The organism is Sphingomonas sp. NFR04 (assembly GCF_900114095.1).
Taxonomy (GTDB): domain Bacteria; phylum Pseudomonadota; class Alphaproteobacteria; order Sphingomonadales; family Sphingomonadaceae; genus Sphingomonas.
On record NZ_FORV01000004.1, the window covers coordinates 25,625 to 40,564 of the forward strand.

Sequence of the window (14,940 nt, forward strand, 5' to 3'; positions counted from 1 at the left end):
AGGCTGGTCTCGACATCGGCGAAGCCGATGGTGCCGCCCTTGGTGTCGACGCTGGCGACGCCCAGTTCGATGGTCTGTTCGGTGTTCATGGCACTTCTCCAATCATGGGAAATGTCATGGCCATGACCCGATCGAAGGTAGCCGGCCCGCTGGTTATGAGAAGTTTATAATCCGATTATAATTCGAATGTTTGCGCAGGCGTTGCGATAAACCTTTTGGCAACTGGACTGACCGACCATCGGCAGCGGCCGGGTTGCCACCACTATGTCCAGGCCTCGCGGCTAAAGGTGGTGGCGCATGCCCCCCAGGCGCATGCTTTCCCCGCCCGGCTTCGTCGCTCCCTGTGCGGTCTCCGTTCGATCGGGCACCGTTTCAGAGCGCGGCCTGTCTCTGTGCCTCCTTGGTTGCACAGCTTCCATGCTCTGCCTGCGGCGCTACCACGATCTGGTGCGCGTCGCGCAGGTCGACATCGCTGCACAACAAGGCGCCCAGCCGGCGTGCCAGGAGCAGCGTGTCGTCCACGCGGAACCATCCCGATACGCGCCGCGAGCCCAGGGACGGCTCTGCGAGACGGATCGGCCGGCTGGTGGTGCGGTTCGCCAGCGCGATGAGTTCCTGGACCGAAACCGCTTCGAAAGATTGCGGCGTGGCGCTCTGCAGGCCTGCGGTATCTGCCGAGGTTAGGCGCGCTGCGGTATGTTCTGGCTCGGCCGAGTACGTGACCTCCTGGCCCGGTGCCAGCCTGCGGACCTTTGACGTTGGCGTGGTACCACTTCCCGGCAGCGCCACGTCTACCGCGCCGCGGAGCAGCCGGACCTCGACCTTGCCGGCGGGGGCCAATGCAACCTCGAAGATCGTGCCGCGGGCGGTCACGCTGCCGCCGCCCGCCAGGACGATGAAGGGCCGGCGTTCGTGCGCGACCTCGAACCGTGCCTTGCCCCGGAGCAAGCGCATCTGACGCACGCCAGCTGCTACCTCGACGCCGACCACCGTGTCGGCTGCAAGCGTCACGGTCGAGCCATCGGCTAGCTGGACTGTTAGTGGGGCGGTGCTCGTCGACAGCGTTCGGTGATCGGTCGTACCCGCGACTGCGGCTGGCCGATCGGGCGTGGGCGTCGAGGATGGATAGGTGATCCAGCCGCCGACGCCGATCGCGCAGGCGGCGATGGTGGTCAGTGCAACGGCAAGGCCCTTGCGCCCTCGCTTCGGTTCGGGCGCGGCAACGGATGGAGGCGCATCCGGCTCGGAGAGCAGCTTTCCCATCGCGAAGATCTCGGCGGCGCGATTATATGCAGCACGGTGTTCCGGCGCCTCCGCCAGCCAGGCCTCCAGTTCCGCCCGGTGCACCTCGGCGTCCGGGCCGCGCGTCCTGGCAAAGCGGTGCGCGGCCTCGCGGGCCAGCGCCTCGGCGGCACCCTCGGTGGGTTCTTCGGCGTTGGTCATTGTCCCAGCTCCTTGCCGATCCGCACCAGCGCCTCGCCGACATGCCATTCGACGGTGCGGATGCTGATGCCGAGCTGAGTCGCGATGTCCTTGTAGCCGAGCCCCTCCATTCGGTGGAGCAGGAACACCTCGCGCGTCCGGGGCGGCAGCGCGTCCACCGCCGCCCGGTAGCGTATGCGCATCTGGTCGAGCTGGATCGCATCCTCCTGGGTAGCACGCGTCTCGGGTTCGTTCGCCGCGTCGATCGGCACATGCGCGATGCGGTTCGCGGCCCGCCGGGATCGGTCGATCAGCAGGTTCCGCACGATCCGGTTGAGGAATGCCTCGGGCTGGCGCAGACCCTCGCGAGTGCTCGACCCGAGCAGCCGGGCAAAGGCATCCTGCACGACATCATGGGCGTCCTCGCTCGAGCGCAAACGCGCATCGAGCCAGCGGCGCAGGCGCGGTGCCTGCTCGCGGTAGAGCGCGTCGATGCGCAGCTCGGCGTGGCCGTCCCCGTGGGCCGCCGCGCCAGGATCCTGCTCCGGTCGCCGCATGGGCCTAGGCGAAGCCGCCGCGCAGGGCGCGGGCATGGGAAGGGGATCGCACGAGAACCCATCTCGTGCCGGGCATATGCCTCGGGGATACACCCGACCGCACTGGTCGAATGCGTGTGATGCCTGGCGGTCGAACTCCACAGCGGGCTGCCGGCCTGGACCGCGCTGCGTGTGCAGTCTGCGGTACTTCGCGCGGCTGTGCAACTCTCCCGGCAAGCGACTGATTTGCTTGGGCCCCTTGCCGCCCTCGCGGCCGGACGCCGCATGTCGGGCGCGGCGCGGGCGTCCCGCAACCCGGCCAGGGCCGGGTGCTTCGCTGTCGCTACGCCCTGCGGTGCGGGCCGCCGCTGGATCGCGCCCGTGTGCAGCGCCGCCGACCGGCCCCGTCGGGTCGGCGCAGCGGAGCAGGATCATGTCCATCGACCGGCAGGAGAAAAGAGCAGCGATGCAGCGCGCGGTCACGGCGCTGCCCGAGGCCCAGCGCGCGGTGTTCCAGCTTTGCGCCGTGGAGGGGCTCGCCTATCCGGAGGTCGGCGCACGGCTCGGCATCAGCACCGCCGAGGTCGAACGCCTCCTCGGGGAAGCCGTCATCGCCGTCGATCGGAGCCTTCGCGGTGCGCGATATCTGCGCGATCCCGTTGGTTTCGGCGGCAAAGCGCGTCGCGCGCTGTTGCATCGCCTTGCACGCTGGCTAGGGTCAGGCTGATGCGCACCGATCTCGATCACCTGCCGGCGGCGAAGCGACGCGAGCTCGAGCGCGTGATGCAGATCCTGTTCGAGGAATTCGGCGACGCGACCGCCACCGCGACGGTCGACTGGAAGCGGCACGCGCGCATCCTCAAGGTCATCCTCTATGGCAGCTATGCGCGCGGCGGCTGGGTTGACGAGCCGCATACCGCCAAGGGCTACCAGTCCGACTTCGACCTGCTGGTCATCGTCAATCACGACAAGCTGACCGACCGCGTCGAGTTCTGGGCCAATGCCGAGGAGCGGCTCAACCGCGAGCTTGCCGTCACGCGGACCCTGCGCACCCCGGTCAACTTCATCGTCCACACGCTGCAGGAAGTGAATGGCGGCCTCGCCCATGGCCGCTACTTCTTCATGGACGTCGCCCGCGACGGCATCGCGCTCTACCAGAGCGACAGCACCGGGCTGCACGAGCCCAAGCCCAAGACGCCGCAGCAGGCGCTGGCGATGGCGCGCGAGTATTTCGGCGAGTGGTTTCCGGCTGCGGCTGGCATGTTGGAAACGGCGCAGTTCAGCCAAGCACAAGGCAGGTTGAAGGATGCCGCTTTCCTGATGCACCAGACGGCGGAGCGGCTTTACCACTGCGTCCTGCTAGTCTGCACCTTCTATACGCCGCATGTTCACAATCTCGGCTTCCTGCGCACCCAGGCCGAGCGGATCGATCCGCGCCTCGTCGATGCATGGCCGCGCGACAGCCGTGCCGATCGCGGTCGCTTCGAGAAGCTCAAGGAAGCCTATGTGAAGGCGCGATATTCCAAGCACTATCGGATCAGCGACGAGGAGCTTGCCTGGCTCGGCGAACGCGTCGAAGTGCTCGGCCGTGCCGTTCAGGTGATCTGCGAGGAGCGGATCGCGGCCCTGGAGCGCAGCGCCGCCGCCTGACGGCTTCTTCGAGGGGGCGTGGCGCGTCTATCTTCGGGAGAGACTCATAAGATGTGCGATCGTGCCTGCCACCGCTGCGATCCTGCGGCGATGATAGCGCGTCAGCGCAGCCATCAGTGCGACCTTGTCGCCGGCAGTGATGACCGATTCCAGGCCCGTGATTTCGTCTGCGATGGCGGGCAGGGTAGCGACTTCCGCCCGTCGCACGTTTGTCAGGCGGTCGTTGAGTGACCCGACCGTAGCGACATGCTCGGCGCTCTCGGTTGCCTGCGCGACGCGAAGGAAGAGCGTCGCGGTGATCTCCTCGATGCTGCCGGAATGCTGGAGGTGGGTGTCGGATGCGGGCTGAACCTGTCGCGCCGCCAGGCCGAGCACCCGACCATTCCACTGGTAGAGATCGCGCAGTGCCGCTTCGGAGAGCAGCGGTACGCGGAAGCCATTATGGTTCGGCGCCTCGACCAGCCGTTCGCCGGTCAGCCGGTGGAGCGCATCGCGCACCGGCGTGATGCTGGCCGCAATCTCGCGCCCGATGACCGCGGGCTCGATCGGGGTGCCGGGCGGCAGCTCGCCGTCCAGCAGCATCTGCTTGATCGCACCATAGACCCGCTCGAAGGTGGCACCGGGGCTCATTGGTGCCGTTCCTGTGGCCGGAGCGCGATCATGCCGCCTTCGCCTGGGCGAGCGGGAACTGCGGCTGGATGCCGTTGGCCGCAAGCAGCGCCGGGGTGTCGGGCCGGATCTCGATTCGGAGCGCGCCAAGCCGCATGCCACCGACCGTGCGGATCGGTCCGAGCGCATGTGCCTCCCAGCCAAAGGCGAGGATCTGCTCGCGCCATGCCGGCTCGGCGACGCCGACATAGCAGCTGATCCCGTGGTCCAGCGCATAGCGGGCAATCCCGTGGACCAGCATGTCGCGCCACCGGCGTCGCTCGCCGGCGCGCAAGCGCCGGTCGAGGCAGAAGCGGGTGATCTCCCACGCGTCGGGCCCGGTGGGCGGTGGCACGTCGCACAGCGCGGCGAACAGGCTGCCCAGCAGATGCGGGCGGTCGGTCGGCAGCAGTCGGGCGGAGGCCAGATGCTGCCCCTCGGCGTCGGTGAGGATCAGGTAGCGGGCATGAATGTCGTCGAACTGGTCGACCTCATAGCGGCCGGCAAGAACCGGCAGGTGCCAGCCGAGCAGGTCGACGAATACCCGCTTCCGCGCTTCGAACATCGCGCGCATCGCCGCATCGCCTGCGGTGGCGCCATCGCCCTGGAGGAACTGCATGATCGGCTTCCCTTGCTGTGGAAGCCTGATCGTCCGCCCGTGTTTGGCCCGTCGCTATTCCCCAGACCTGGGGAGTTTCAACGCCGCAGCGCGTCGGTGAAGCTCAGCGCTCCATCGAAGATCGCGTGGATCGCGAGCTGGGTCCGGTTGCCCACCCCGTAGCGGCCGCGAGCTTCCTTCAGGTGCTGGATCGCCGTTTCATGACTGATGCCGAGGATCTTCGCAATCGCCCAGTCGGACTTGCCCTGCGCTGCCCAATAGAGGCAGTCGCGCTGGCGGTCGCTGAGCCGCGGCCGGTCCGCCTGCGCCCGCCGCATGCCGACCAGCCGCCTGGCACCCTCGAACGCCGAGGTCCCGACGAACTGGAGGAGCGGCAGCCATTCGGGGCGGGGGGTGTTGCCCCAACCCACCGCGAACGAGCAGGAGCCGGCCGCCTCGCCGGGGAGATGCGCAGGAATGGTGATGCCGTCGATCAGCCCGATCTTCCTGGACCTGGCGAGGAAATCCTCGTCCCGGTGCGTCAGTGCAAGGAGGCGTGGCAGCATCGACCAGCAGAACCCGGCGGTGGTGAGGTGGCTGGCCCGGTGCACCGGGTCCGAGGGGCCGAAGCGCTCGGCATCATAATAGGCTTCCCAGTCGCGGGGATAGTTATGCAGCCGGAGCACAGGCTGCGGCGCCCGCGGCACGTCGACATGGTGGGAGAGCGCGAAATACTGGAAGCCCATCTCGCGCGTGATGGCGTGGAGGAGGTTGTTCAGTTCGCCAAGGGTCGTGGCGGCCAGGACGGCCTGGCCGAAATGCTGCGCGGTTGCGATGACCATGGGGCGTACCCACCCGATGCCGGACGCGCCCCAGGCCGCTGCGCCGATGCCTTGTCCAAGCCGGCATCACGCCTGCCGCTTTCCCGTCGGCGTCGCGACCCGATCGAAGTGCAATCGATACTAGTTTTTGGTGCACTGCGCAAATTTTCGTCGGAAGTACTGCCGGCAAGCTGTTTTGCAGGCTCGGCATTTGTCCCGCGTACCAGCCATGGGGCCGGCGGCTGACTCGCGACCCGATTGGCGCGACGACGCGCCGTACCGCGCGCTGGCCGGCATCGATCGCGCCGGTCTCGCCTGGGAGTGGTTGCGCCGCGACCCCGGTTATGCGGCAATGGCTGCCCGGCTAGGGCGCCTTGGTGGCTTGGGGGAGCAGCCTCTGGTGCCGGAGGCGGACGCCCGGGCATTCGGGCTCTGCTTTCGCCGAGGATCCCGGACGGCCGGCGCACGAGGCACGCCTGCTCTGGCATGCAGACCTCGATCCCTTCGTGCTCGAAGTCCGCGTCTCGCCGACCGCGACGACGGACCCCGATGGCATCGATCTTGCCCGCCTGCTCCGCTGGGCGACGATCGTCCGCGGCGGCGACCGCGAGCATGTCGCGCTTTCCGACGGCTGGCACCGCATCCGGCTGGACGTGGTCGGCGGGTCACTGGTCGAGGAGGGGCCTGCGCGGCTCGACTATCTTCTCTCAGGCATGACCAAGGTCGATGCCCATGTCCTTACCCTGCGGCGAATGCTGGAGTTGTGGCGCACCGGGCGCTTCTCCCCGAAACTCCACCCGCCCGAACCGGGCATGGAGCGAAGGATCGAGGCGCTCCGCGTCGGCGACGCGGTGGCGGCGGGTGCTACCTATCGCGAGATGGCGTCGGCGCTCTACGGCGAGACCCTCGTCCGCGAGGAATGGAAGGGGCGGTCCGACTTCCTGCTGTCGCGCGTCCGTCGGCGTGCCGACGAGGCAGCTCGCATGGCGGCCGGCGGCTGGCGCACACTGCTCGGCACGGGCGCCGACTCGCGGGACGATCGGGTTACTGGCCTGCTCTAGAGTTGGAGGTCCGCCGCGTACACCGCGCGGACCCAGGCGGGCAGGTGGGGAAGGGCGAACACCAGTCGTCCGTTCGCAAAGGTCAGGCAGTGGCTGGGCGGCCGGTTGAGCATGGAATTGTCGAACACCATCGCGCGATCGGACCGGAGCGCCGCCTCCCGGATCAGCGGCGCGCCACGGACATAGCGCGCGCGGATCTTGTCGTCGGGGACGACATGGCCGCCTTCCTCGACTCGCGCGCCGACGCGCGCCACCGAAAGTTCGGGCGTCTCCACCCCGACATGCATCAGCACCACGGTGAAGCCGCGCGCCTTGGCTTCGTCGATCAGGTCGAGCTTCGAAGGGTGCGAGAAGACCGTCTCGGTCACGAAGTCGCGGGCCCGGGCGAGATGGTCGGCACGCCGCGCCGTCGCGATCCGCGCGGCTTCATAGGACGCTGCGGGCGAGGGATCGCGCAGTTCGTCGTGCTGGATCAGGTCGGCGTTGATGAACGGGCCAGCGAAGCTCGGGGCGACGCGCGTGGCATAGAGCGTCGACTTGCCGGCACCGTTCGGTCCGGCAAGCACGATCATCGTCGGCTTCATGCCTTGCGGCCGGCCTTCTCGCGCACGAGGTTGCCGCCTTCATCGAGCCCGACGCCCAGCCCCAGCTGGCGACGCTGGGTGTAGAGTGCCTCTTCCTCGGGGCTCGCCTGGCCCATCTTCTCGACGAAGCCATCGAGCCAGACGTCCTTTTCCTCGTCGGTGAGTGCCGTCGTCTCGATCTCGCCGGCAAGCGCTGCGGTGATCCGGGCATGGTCGAAATTGCCCGATTTCTCGATCGCGCGCCCGATCCGGACCCAATGGGCGATCTGTCCGGCCAGCGACCGGCTCTGCAATTCGGACTCGCGGCGCACGATCTTCATCAGGTCGTCGCCAAGCTTGATCGACTGCGCCATCCTGCACCTCCAACTTCATAGGTAGCAATTTGCTACCCCGGCTTCAAGCGAAGGCCGCACGCCGTTGGCGGCGCACCGCGGCGATTGCTGTGGACGCCGCGCTCCCCGCGCGGCGGCTTGTCCGTGCCTCTCCCGGCGCGGCGGGGGAAGGCGGCGCGCCCGGCTAGGCCCGGCGTGGCCGGCGGCAACCCCTCCGCTTGCGCTCCGGGGTGCTCCGCTGCGCTCCGCCCTTCGGTGCCCCCGGCCCCTGGCGCCGGGCCTCTGGGTCGCTGCTGCCGCCCACCCCCCGCCTCTTGCGGGGAGGCATGGTGCCTTTTGGGGCGGCGAGGAGGAACCGATGCGCCAAGCCACCAGCCGATCTGCCCGCTCGCGCGGTGCCTGCGAGGATCGCCAGCCTGCGACCCGAACCAATCTCTACGACGAGGTGACCGCGCGGATCGTCGCCGAACTCGAAGCCGGGCGACTACCTTGGGTCCAGCCCTGGGGCCGGACCGGCGGGACCGGACCCGGCCTGCCGCGCAATGCCCTGACCGGTCGGAACTACTCCGGGGTCAATATCCTGATCCTCTGGGGCGCGGTCATCGAGCAGGGCTGGCCCTCGCAATCCTGGCTGACCTTCCGGCAGGCGCTGGAGGCAGGCGGTGCGGTCCGCAAGGGCGAGCGCGGCCAGTGCGTCGTCTATGCCGATCGCTTCACCCCGGAGGCCGAGCGCGCGCGTGCCGCCCGCGACGGCGACGATGCCAAGGCGGTACCGTTCCTCAAGCGCTTCACCGTCTTCAACGTCGCCCAGTGCGAGGGCCTCCGCGAAGGGCTGGCCTGCGACCCTGCGCCCTTGCCCGAGCGCGAGATCGTGCCCGTCGCCGAGGAGGTGATCGCTGCCTCGGGCGTCGAGTTCCGCGTCGGCGGCAATCGGGCCTTCTACGTGCCGTCGCACGACTTCGTGCAGGTGCCGCCGCAGCCCGCCTTCTTCGAGCAGGTCAACTATTACCGCACCTGCCTGCACGAACTCACCCATGCCACCGGCCACGCCAAGCGGCTGGACCGCGACCTGACCAACGCCTTCGGCAGCAAGGACTATGCCCGCGAGGAACTCGTCGCCGAGATGGGATCGGCGTTCCTCTGCGCCGCCCTCGGCATCGTGCCGACCGTGCGCCATGCCGACTATATCGGCAGCTGGCTGGAGGTGCTGCGCGAGGACCACCGTGCGATCTTCCGGGCGGCGAGCGCCGCCAGCAAGGCCGCCGACTGGCTGCTCGCCCGCCACCGCGAGGCCGAGGCCGTCCGCGAAGCGGGGAGGGCGGCGGCATGATCCTCCTCACCCCCGACCTCCGCGACGCGCTGCGCGCCAACGACATCGCCCGCCGGACTGCCCGACGCGAGAGGCTGCCGGAGCCCGACCCGGTGCCGCTCGTCAAGCTGTTCAACCCGCTGGGTGCTGCGACCTGGCTGGCGACCGAACTCGACGAAGACGGCGACACGCTGTTCGGCCTTGCCGACCTTGGCTTCGGCTGCCCGGAACTGGTAGTTTCAGCCTCTCCGAGATCGCCGCGATCCGGCTTCCCTTCGGCCTGCGCATCGAGCGCGACCTCGGCTTCGAAGGCCTGGTCCCGCTTTCCGACTGGGCCGAATGGGCGCGGCGCGCCGGTTCCATCATCTGGGCAGAGACGCTGCTCCGCCGCGCCGTGCGCGGTGGCGAAGCGCCGGACCCCGAGCTTCCGCCGAATGGCGGTTGAAGCGCCGGCGGCGCGCTTCGCCGCCATCCCCGACACCCGGTCCGCCCCATCGAAACGAACGGCCGGCCGGCGCTCGCAAGGAGCACGACCATGACCCTGTTGTTCATCGACCCGGACAAGCTGTCCGTCAGCAAGACCAACATGCGCTACAGCAAGAAGGCCCCCGACGTGTCCGACCTGCTGCCCACCGTCCGCAAACGCGGCATCATCCAGACCCTACTCGTGCGCCCCGCCGCCGAGCCAGGACAGTTCGAGATCGTCGCGGGCGCGCGGCGCTACCATGCCGCCCGGATCATCGCCGCCGAAACCGGCGAGCCCGAGCCGCTGCCCTGCCGCATCCTCGCCGACAGCGACGATGCCGCTGCCATCGAGGCCTCGATGATCGAGAACCTGTCCCGCCTCGACGCCGACGAAGTCACCCAGTGGGAAACCTTCACCCGGCTGGTCCGCCAGGGCCGCGACGTGGCCGACATTGCCGCCACCTTCGGGCTGCCCGACCTCACCGTCGCGCGGGTGCTGGCACTCGGCAACCTGCTGCCGCGCATCCGCCAGCTCTATGCCGCCGAGAAGATCGACCGCACGACGATCCGCCACCTGACGCTCGCCAGCAAGCACCAGCAGCGCAGCTGGCTGGCGCTGTTCGACGACCCCGAGGGCTATGCCCCGACCGGCCACCAGCTCAAGGAATGGCTGTTCGGCGGCCAGTCGATTGCCGTACGCTACGCGCTGTTCGACCTGGAGAGTTTCGGCGGAGCCATCGTCGCCGACCTGTTCGGCGAGGACCGCTATTTCGCCGATCCCGATGCCTTCTGGGCTGCGCAGAATGCGGCGATCGCAGCGCGCCGCGCAGCCTATCTCGAACAGGGATGGAGCGATGTCGTGGTCGTGCCGCCGTCCGAGCACTTCCATAGCTGGGAGTATGAGAAGACGCCCAAGCGCAAGGGCGGGCGGGTCTATGTCGATGTCCGGGCGAGCGGCGAGGTGACCTTCCACGAGGGCTATCTCTCGGCCCGGGAAGCGCGCCGCCTAGCGCGCGGCGAAGCGTCGGAACCGGCCAGGGCGCCCCGCCCGGAAGTCACTTCCACCATGCAGGCCTATCTCGACCTGCATCGCCATGCCGCCGTTCGCGCCGCCCTGCTTGGGCATCCCGGCGTCGCGCTGCGGCTGATGGTCGCCCATGCGATTAGCGCCTCGCACCTCTGGCGGGTGTCGCCCGAACCGCAGGCGACGCGCAACGACGCGGTCCGTGAAAGCGTCGAGGCCTGCCTTGCCGAGGCGCTGTTCGACGAGCGCCGCCGCGCCGTGCTGGCCGTGCTCGGCCTTGCGCCCGACGAGCCGACCGTGACCGGCGGCAGCGGCCATGGCGACGTCACCCCGCTGTTCCTGCGGCTGGTCGACCTGCCCGACGCGGTGGTCATGGAAATCCTGATCATCGTGATGGGCGAGACGCTGGCGAGCGGCAGCGCCGTCGTCGCTGCGCTCGGTGTCCATCTCGGCGTCGATATGGCCGACTGGTGGGAGGCGGACGCCGCCTTTTTCGACCTGATCCGCGACCGCGAGGTGCTCCTCCGGATCGTTGGCGAGGTGGCGGGCGAGACAGTCGCCGCCGCGAATGCGGCCGAGAAGACCAAGGTCCTCAAGCGCATTATCCGCGATCATCTGGACGGGGCCGAGGGGCGCCGAAAGGTCGAGCGCTGGGTGCCGAGATGGCTGGGCTTTCCAGCGTCCGACTATACCAGCCGAGGCGGGAACGACGCCGTTGGTGCGCGTGATACGGCCGAGTCCGCGCAGGCCCCCGAGCCGGACCCCGACACCGCGCCTGCACCATTGCAGCAGGCGGCGTGATCGAAGGCGGGCGGGCCTCGGCCCGCCCGCAGCGGGCCCCAAAATTTCGGCCGCGTGACGTCGCCCAAGGGCGCGCCACGCGGCAATTTTGCATCGCGCCGTGTTCCGGGCGTAGTCTTCCGAAGAGAGTTCCACGAAGGGAAAAGGCCGCATGCTAACCACCGCGATCGTGTGCGAAGTGCGGTATCGGCTCGACCCCGAACGGCTTGCCGAGTTCGAGGACTATGGCCGCGCCTGGGTGCGCCTGATCGAGCGGTTCGGCGGGACCCATTACGGCTTCTTCCTGCCGCGCGCCGCGCCCACCGACACGACGATCAGCTTCCCAGGCAAGGGGCGCCAGGGTGAGGGCGACTTTGCCGTCGCGCTGTTCGGCTTTCCCGACGACGCGGCCTATCGCCGCTATCGCACCGAGCTGCCGCAAGATCCCGAAGCCGCTAAGGTCATCGCCCGCTTCGCCGAACCGCCCTTCGAAAGCTATGAGCGCCTCTTCCTGCAGCCGCTTTCAGGCGCGTTGTAAGCGCGGATCGCGGTACCGTTAGAGCGTCTCCGCCAGCGGCAGCACGACATCGCGGGTCAGCGGCGCGAGCGGCAAATCGGCGGCCTCCGAGATGCCGATCCAGATCGCTTCCGCGATCTCCGCCTGCAAGATCGGCGCGTGTCGGACACGGAGATGGAAGAGCTCCGCCTCGACGATCGTATCGGCCTCATTGGCGGCCGGCGCCGAAAATCGGCCGAGATAGCGCGCATCCCGGGCGCGCAATGCCAGCCCGATTTCCTCGGCCAGTTCGCGCCGAAGCGCAGCCAGCGCGCTTTCCTGCCCCTCAATCTTGCCGCCGGCCTGCATGAACCAGCGCGACCCCGCCTTGCGTACGAGCAACAGCCGTCCGTCGCCGTCGTCGATCAGGGCGGCGGCGATGCGAATCGTCCTCGACGCTGCGTCTGCCATGCGCTCAGCCGACCGTCGGCTCGGGAAGGCTGCAGACATCGACCCACTGGGCGCCGACGAGCGCCGCCAGCCGATCCGGCGACAGCGCGACCGACGTGTTGCGCGAGCCGGCCGCCGGATAGACGACCGCGAACGCCTTGAGGCTCTCATCGCAGTAGATCGGGAGCGCGTTGGGCAATCCGAACGGGCAGACGCCGCCGATCGGATGGCTGGTCACCGCCAGCGTCTCGACAGGATCGAGCATCCGCGGCCGCCCGCCGAGCGCTGCCTTGGTCTTGCGATTGTCGAGCCGCGTGTCGCCGCGCGTCACCAGCAGCGCGACCTGTTCATCGACCCGAAGTGCGAGCGTCTTGGCGATCTGGCCGGGCACGACATCCAGCGCGATCGCGGCCTCGGCGACGGTCGCCGTGCTCTGTTCGACCGTGATGATCGGCAGATCGGGCGCACGCAGCGCGAGGTCGGCGAGAACGGATTCATGGCTCATCGAGCGTAGCGATAGCCGAGCAATCCGCGATGCCCAATGCGCACGATCGCCACGCATCGCTTCCGATCGTCGGTGGCCTTCCGATGCCGGTCGCGACCACCCCCATGGCCTCTCTTCATGGCAGGTCTGGCGCTGGACGGCCGGGCCGCGCAACGGCGTCGCCGACTTTCTTCCCCGCCCTGGCGGGCTCCTCGCGGAGCAAGAAAGCCGGCTTTGGCCGTCCTTCGCTGGCGCTTCGGCCTTCCGGTGCGCGTCGTCCGCCCATCGCCTGGTCGCCTGCCATCGAGGCCGCATGGGGCGGCATCGAGACACGCATCAGGAGACATCCATGGCACAGATCGGCAGCTTCACCCGCGGCGACAACGGCATCTACGCCGGCGAGATCCGCACCCTCACGCTCCGCGTCAAGGCGAGCATCCGCCCCGTCGAGCGCGACCACGACAAGGCCCCCGACCACCGCGTCAACGCCGGCGGCGTCGAATTCGGGGCGGGCTGGACCAAGGCGGCGCGCGAGACCGGCGCGGAATATCTTAGCCTCAAGCTCGACGATCCGTCCTTCCCCGCGCCGATCTACGCGACCCTGACCCAGGGCGACGACGGCGAATACAAGCTCATCTGGTCGCGCTGACATCGACCGCCCCTCGCGCACCGCGCGGGGGGCTTCGATCCTTGCGGGGCAGGGGGTGTCGAACCGATGCAGGTCGATTCCGACACTCCGCAGCGTTGCTCCCACCGGCCATCCCAGGCGCGAGCGACGGCAGTCCCGCCGCCGGCTCGATGCGACGGGAGTGGCGGATGGACATCGACGACGACATCGCGCGCGCGAACCGCGCCAAGCGCGGCTCGCCCTACCTCAACACCGACCAGGCAGCGGCCTATCTCAAGATCTCGACCCGGCTGCTCAAGCAGCTGCGGCGCGACGGCAAGGGTCCGACCTTCCGCCGCCACAGCCAGCTGATCCAATATCATATCGACGATTTGGGGGCGTGGTCGGACGCCCAGTCGGTGCGCGGCGGCGGCCATGACTCGGCGTGAGAAACCGCCCGGCGAGCTGCCGCTGCTCGCCTGGGCCGACCGGCGTCCCGCGCCCGGCAATGCGCCGCGGCGCCTGGGCTGGCGGGCCGCCGCGATTGGCCTCGGCGCCAGCCTGCTCGCGCTGACCTTCGCGGTTCCTCCGAGCCCGCGACTGGTCTGGAACGCGAGCGCCAGCGCGCCGATCGGGCTCTATGCGGTGGACCCCGGCGCCTCGATCCAGGCTGGTGACATGGTCGTCGCGCGACTCCCCGAACGCTGGCGGGCGCTCGCTGCCCGACGCCGCTATCTGCCCGCCAATGTGCCGCTGGTGAAGCAGGTCGTAGCGTTGGCGGGCGACCAGGTCTGTGCCGTCGACGCCCAGGTCGTGGTCAATGGCAGGCGCGTTGTGGAGCGCCGAAGCGCCGACGGCGCCGGGCGTCCCTTGCCCTGGTGGCGCGGCTGCATCCGGCTGCGCGAGGGCCAGTTCTTCCTGCTGATGCCGGGCAGTCCGGCGTCGTTCGACGGACGCTATTTCGGCCCGACCAAGGGCGCGCAGCTGGTCGGGAAGGCGATATTGCTATGGCAGCGTTGAGATCGGTTGCTGCCGCGGCGCTGGTGGTCTTCGCCACCCCGGCACGGGCCGATTCGGTCGAGCAGTGGCGCCCGTTGATTGCGGAAGCTTCGACTCGGTTCGGCATCCCGGCTGCTTGGATCGAGCGGGTGATGCGAGCCGAAAGCGGCGGACGCACCATGCTCGGTGGCCGCCCGATCCGCAGCCGGGCCGGCGCTATCGGGCTGATGCAGTTGATGCCCGCCACCTGGGCGGAGATGCGCGCTCGGTTGGGGCTCGGCAACAACCCCGACGATCCCCGCGACAATATCCTGGCGGGCAGCTTCTACCTGCGGCTGATGTACGATCGCTTCAGCTATCCGAGGCTGTTCGCCGCCTATAACGCCGGGCCGGGCGCCTATGCGGCGTATCTGGCGGGCAGGCGCGCGCTGCCGCGCGAGACCCTCGTATACCTGGGCGTGGTCACCGGCGATGCGGTGCTGAGGCCTTCGCCGAACCGGCAAGCCTCCCCGCGACCGGGACTGTTCGTGGTTGGGCGTGAGGGCGCCGTCTCGCCTTTCCCGGAGCGGGAGGACACGGCCCCGAGCATGCTTTTCGCAGTTCGAAGGCGCGTCCCATGACCGAGAGCGGGGGAGGGGCTCGTCTCGAAAGTCCGAGCATGACGGGTGGCGAAA

Annotated in this window: 19 protein-coding genes and 2 pseudogenes; 12 read left to right on the top strand and 9 right to left on the bottom strand. The window is 69.0% G+C overall.

Translation table 11 applies throughout. The features are described 5' to 3' along the window. Positions 1-372: 372 nt before the first annotated feature. Positions 373-1,443 (bottom strand): FecR family protein, encoded by a 1,071-nt coding sequence (locus BM009_RS12545; RefSeq protein WP_175488003.1) that lies wholly within the window; start codon positions 1,441-1,443, stop codon positions 373-375. After that, positions 1,440-1,979 (bottom strand): RNA polymerase sigma factor, encoded by a 540-nt coding sequence (locus BM009_RS22610; RefSeq protein ID WP_175488004.1) that lies wholly within the window; start codon positions 1,977-1,979, stop codon positions 1,440-1,442. Before BM009_RS22610 ends, BM009_RS12545 begins: the two co-directional genes overlap by 4 nt. Positions 1,980-2,391: 412 nt before the next feature. Here BM009_RS22610 and BM009_RS22615 point away from each other — a divergent pair, with 412 nt between their 5' ends. Together BM009_RS22615 and BM009_RS12560 are read left to right on the top strand one after the other, a co-directional pair. Next, positions 2,392-2,685: an RNA polymerase sigma factor gene (locus BM009_RS22615; RefSeq protein WP_175488005.1), complete on the top strand. Its 294-nt coding sequence runs from the start codon at positions 2,392-2,394 to the stop codon at positions 2,683-2,685. Then, a complete protein-coding gene (locus BM009_RS12560; RefSeq protein WP_093296656.1) occupies positions 2,685-3,608 on the top strand; it encodes a HEPN domain-containing protein in 924 nt (307 codons plus the stop codon). Before BM009_RS22615 ends, BM009_RS12560 begins: the two co-directional genes overlap by 1 nt. 27 nt (positions 3,609-3,635) lie before the next feature. On the opposite strand, the gene BM009_RS12565 is transcribed toward BM009_RS12560, so the two are convergent. From BM009_RS12565 to BM009_RS12575, 3 genes are all read right to left on the bottom strand, one after another. Beyond that, positions 3,636-4,238 (bottom strand): GntR family transcriptional regulator, encoded by a 603-nt coding sequence (locus BM009_RS12565; RefSeq protein ID WP_093296657.1) that lies wholly within the window; start codon positions 4,236-4,238, stop codon positions 3,636-3,638. Positions 4,239-4,266: 28 nt separating this feature from the next. Further along, the gene (locus tag BM009_RS12570) at positions 4,267-4,875 is read right to left on the bottom strand and encodes an acyl-homoserine-lactone synthase (RefSeq protein ID WP_093296659.1); all 609 of its coding nucleotides are present in this window, start codon (positions 4,873-4,875) and stop codon (positions 4,267-4,269) included. A 77-nt stretch (positions 4,876-4,952) separates the two neighbouring features. Next, positions 4,953-5,696, bottom strand: a complete 744-nt coding sequence (locus BM009_RS12575; RefSeq protein ID WP_093296661.1) for a helix-turn-helix transcriptional regulator — start codon at positions 5,694-5,696, stop codon at positions 4,953-4,955. A 208-nt stretch (positions 5,697-5,904) separates the two neighbouring features. Here BM009_RS12575 and BM009_RS23225 point away from each other — a divergent pair. Beyond that, positions 5,905-6,066: pseudogene (locus BM009_RS23225) on the top strand (DUF6499 domain-containing protein); the annotation flags it as partial. A 322-nt stretch (positions 6,067-6,388) separates the two neighbouring features. Beyond that, positions 6,389-6,736 (top strand): DNA -binding domain-containing protein, encoded by a 348-nt coding sequence (locus BM009_RS23230; RefSeq protein WP_368085928.1) that lies wholly within the window; start codon positions 6,389-6,391, stop codon positions 6,734-6,736. Here the strand turns inward: BM009_RS23230 and BM009_RS12585 are convergent. Then, entirely contained in the window at positions 6,733-7,320 is a 588-nt protein-coding gene (locus tag BM009_RS12585) for an ATPase (RefSeq protein WP_093296665.1), read from the bottom strand. The genes BM009_RS23230 and BM009_RS12585 overlap by 4 nt on opposite strands. Then, positions 7,317-7,673, bottom strand: coding sequence for a ParD-like family protein (locus BM009_RS12590; RefSeq protein ID WP_093296666.1), 357 nt, complete (start codon positions 7,671-7,673; stop codon positions 7,317-7,319). Before BM009_RS12590 ends, BM009_RS12585 begins: the two co-directional genes overlap by 4 nt. Before the next feature lie 337 nt (positions 7,674-8,010). On the opposite strand from BM009_RS12590, the gene BM009_RS12595 reads away from it, so the two are divergent. The 4 genes and pseudogenes from BM009_RS12595 to BM009_RS12610 all read left to right on the top strand — a co-directional run bounded on the left by BM009_RS12595 (position 8,011) and on the right by BM009_RS12610 (position 11,768). Further along, positions 8,011-8,982, top strand: a complete 972-nt coding sequence (locus BM009_RS12595) for an ArdC family protein (protein ID WP_093296668.1) — start codon at positions 8,011-8,013, stop codon at positions 8,980-8,982. Beyond that, positions 8,979-9,406, top strand: a pseudogene (locus BM009_RS12600) (DUF2958 domain-containing protein). Before BM009_RS12595 ends, BM009_RS12600 begins: the two are co-directional and overlap by 4 nt. A 90-nt stretch (positions 9,407-9,496) precedes the next feature. Beyond that, positions 9,497-11,251: a ParB/RepB/Spo0J family partition protein gene (locus BM009_RS12605; RefSeq protein ID WP_093296670.1), complete on the top strand. Its 1,755-nt coding sequence runs from the start codon at positions 9,497-9,499 to the stop codon at positions 11,249-11,251. Between the two features lie 151 nt (positions 11,252-11,402). Continuing rightward, positions 11,403-11,768 (top strand): NIPSNAP family protein, encoded by a 366-nt coding sequence (locus BM009_RS12610; protein ID WP_093296672.1) that lies wholly within the window; start codon positions 11,403-11,405, stop codon positions 11,766-11,768. An 18-nt stretch (positions 11,769-11,786) separates the two neighbouring features. Here BM009_RS12610 and BM009_RS12615 read toward each other — a convergent pair whose 3' ends face one another. Both BM009_RS12615 and BM009_RS12620 read right to left on the bottom strand, forming a co-directional pair. Further along, positions 11,787-12,197 carry an NUDIX hydrolase gene (locus tag BM009_RS12615; protein ID WP_093296674.1) on the bottom strand — a complete coding sequence of 137 codons (411 nt, stop codon included), beginning with the start codon at positions 12,195-12,197 and terminating at the stop codon, positions 11,787-11,789. Between the two features lie 4 nt (positions 12,198-12,201). Then, positions 12,202-12,681 (bottom strand): YbaK/EbsC family protein, encoded by a 480-nt coding sequence (locus tag BM009_RS12620; RefSeq protein WP_093296676.1) that lies wholly within the window; start codon positions 12,679-12,681, stop codon positions 12,202-12,204. A gap of 328 nt (positions 12,682-13,009) precedes the next feature. Here BM009_RS12620 and BM009_RS12625 point away from each other — a divergent pair, with 328 nt between their 5' ends. The 4 genes from BM009_RS12625 (at position 13,010) to BM009_RS12640 (ending at position 14,886) form a co-directional block, all read left to right on the top strand. Beyond that, a complete protein-coding gene (locus BM009_RS12625) occupies positions 13,010-13,309 on the top strand; it encodes a DUF736 domain-containing protein (protein WP_093296678.1) in 300 nt (99 codons plus the stop codon). A 167-nt stretch (positions 13,310-13,476) separates the two neighbouring features. Next, on the top strand, positions 13,477-13,716 hold the full coding sequence (locus BM009_RS12630) for a helix-turn-helix domain-containing protein (RefSeq protein WP_093296680.1): 240 nt from the start codon (positions 13,477-13,479) through the stop codon (positions 13,714-13,716). Beyond that, positions 13,703-14,287 (top strand): S26 family signal peptidase, encoded by a 585-nt coding sequence (locus tag BM009_RS12635; protein WP_093296682.1) that lies wholly within the window; start codon positions 13,703-13,705, stop codon positions 14,285-14,287. Before BM009_RS12630 ends, BM009_RS12635 begins: the two co-directional genes overlap by 14 nt. Beyond that, positions 14,275-14,886, top strand: coding sequence for a lytic transglycosylase domain-containing protein (locus BM009_RS12640; protein WP_093296684.1), 612 nt, complete (start codon positions 14,275-14,277; stop codon positions 14,884-14,886). The genes BM009_RS12635 and BM009_RS12640 overlap by 13 nt, the downstream gene beginning before the upstream one ends. Positions 14,887-14,940: the final 54 nt, after the last annotated feature.

What these genes read in the sequence shown, in the direction of transcription:
- BM009_RS12545 (WP_175488003.1), bottom strand. Translation starts at nt 1,443, where the DNA reads ATGACCAACGCCGAAGAACCCACCGAGGGTGCCGCCGAGGCGCTGGCC.
- BM009_RS22610 (WP_175488004.1), bottom strand. Translation starts at nt 1,979, where the DNA reads ATGCGGCGACCGGAGCAGGATCCTGGCGCGGCGGCCCACGGGGACGGC.
- BM009_RS22615 (WP_175488005.1), top strand. Translation starts at nt 2,392, where the DNA reads ATGTCCATCGACCGGCAGGAGAAAAGAGCAGCGATGCAGCGCGCGGTC.
- BM009_RS12560 (WP_093296656.1), top strand. Translation starts at nt 2,685, where the DNA reads ATGCGCACCGATCTCGATCACCTGCCGGCGGCGAAGCGACGCGAGCTC.
- BM009_RS12565 (WP_093296657.1), bottom strand. Translation starts at nt 4,238, where the DNA reads ATGAGCCCCGGTGCCACCTTCGAGCGGGTCTATGGTGCGATCAAGCAG.
- BM009_RS12570 (WP_093296659.1), bottom strand. Translation starts at nt 4,875, where the DNA reads ATGCAGTTCCTCCAGGGCGATGGCGCCACCGCAGGCGATGCGGCGATG.
- BM009_RS12575 (WP_093296661.1), bottom strand. Translation starts at nt 5,696, where the DNA reads ATGGTCATCGCAACCGCGCAGCATTTCGGCCAGGCCGTCCTGGCCGCC.
- BM009_RS23230 (WP_368085928.1), top strand. Translation starts at nt 6,389, where the DNA reads ATGACCAAGGTCGATGCCCATGTCCTTACCCTGCGGCGAATGCTGGAG.
- BM009_RS12585 (WP_093296665.1), bottom strand. Translation starts at nt 7,320, where the DNA reads ATGAAGCCGACGATGATCGTGCTTGCCGGACCGAACGGTGCCGGCAAG.
- BM009_RS12590 (WP_093296666.1), bottom strand. Translation starts at nt 7,673, where the DNA reads ATGGCGCAGTCGATCAAGCTTGGCGACGACCTGATGAAGATCGTGCGC.
- BM009_RS12595 (WP_093296668.1), top strand. Translation starts at nt 8,011, where the DNA reads ATGCGCCAAGCCACCAGCCGATCTGCCCGCTCGCGCGGTGCCTGCGAG.
- BM009_RS12605 (WP_093296670.1), top strand. Translation starts at nt 9,497, where the DNA reads ATGACCCTGTTGTTCATCGACCCGGACAAGCTGTCCGTCAGCAAGACC.
- BM009_RS12610 (WP_093296672.1), top strand. Translation starts at nt 11,403, where the DNA reads ATGCTAACCACCGCGATCGTGTGCGAAGTGCGGTATCGGCTCGACCCC.
- BM009_RS12615 (WP_093296674.1), bottom strand. Translation starts at nt 12,197, where the DNA reads ATGGCAGACGCAGCGTCGAGGACGATTCGCATCGCCGCCGCCCTGATC.
- BM009_RS12620 (WP_093296676.1), bottom strand. Translation starts at nt 12,681, where the DNA reads ATGAGCCATGAATCCGTTCTCGCCGACCTCGCGCTGCGTGCGCCCGAT.
- BM009_RS12625 (WP_093296678.1), top strand. Translation starts at nt 13,010, where the DNA reads ATGGCACAGATCGGCAGCTTCACCCGCGGCGACAACGGCATCTACGCC.
- BM009_RS12630 (WP_093296680.1), top strand. Translation starts at nt 13,477, where the DNA reads ATGGACATCGACGACGACATCGCGCGCGCGAACCGCGCCAAGCGCGGC.
- BM009_RS12635 (WP_093296682.1), top strand. Translation starts at nt 13,703, where the DNA reads ATGACTCGGCGTGAGAAACCGCCCGGCGAGCTGCCGCTGCTCGCCTGG.
- BM009_RS12640 (WP_093296684.1), top strand. Translation starts at nt 14,275, where the DNA reads ATGGCAGCGTTGAGATCGGTTGCTGCCGCGGCGCTGGTGGTCTTCGCC.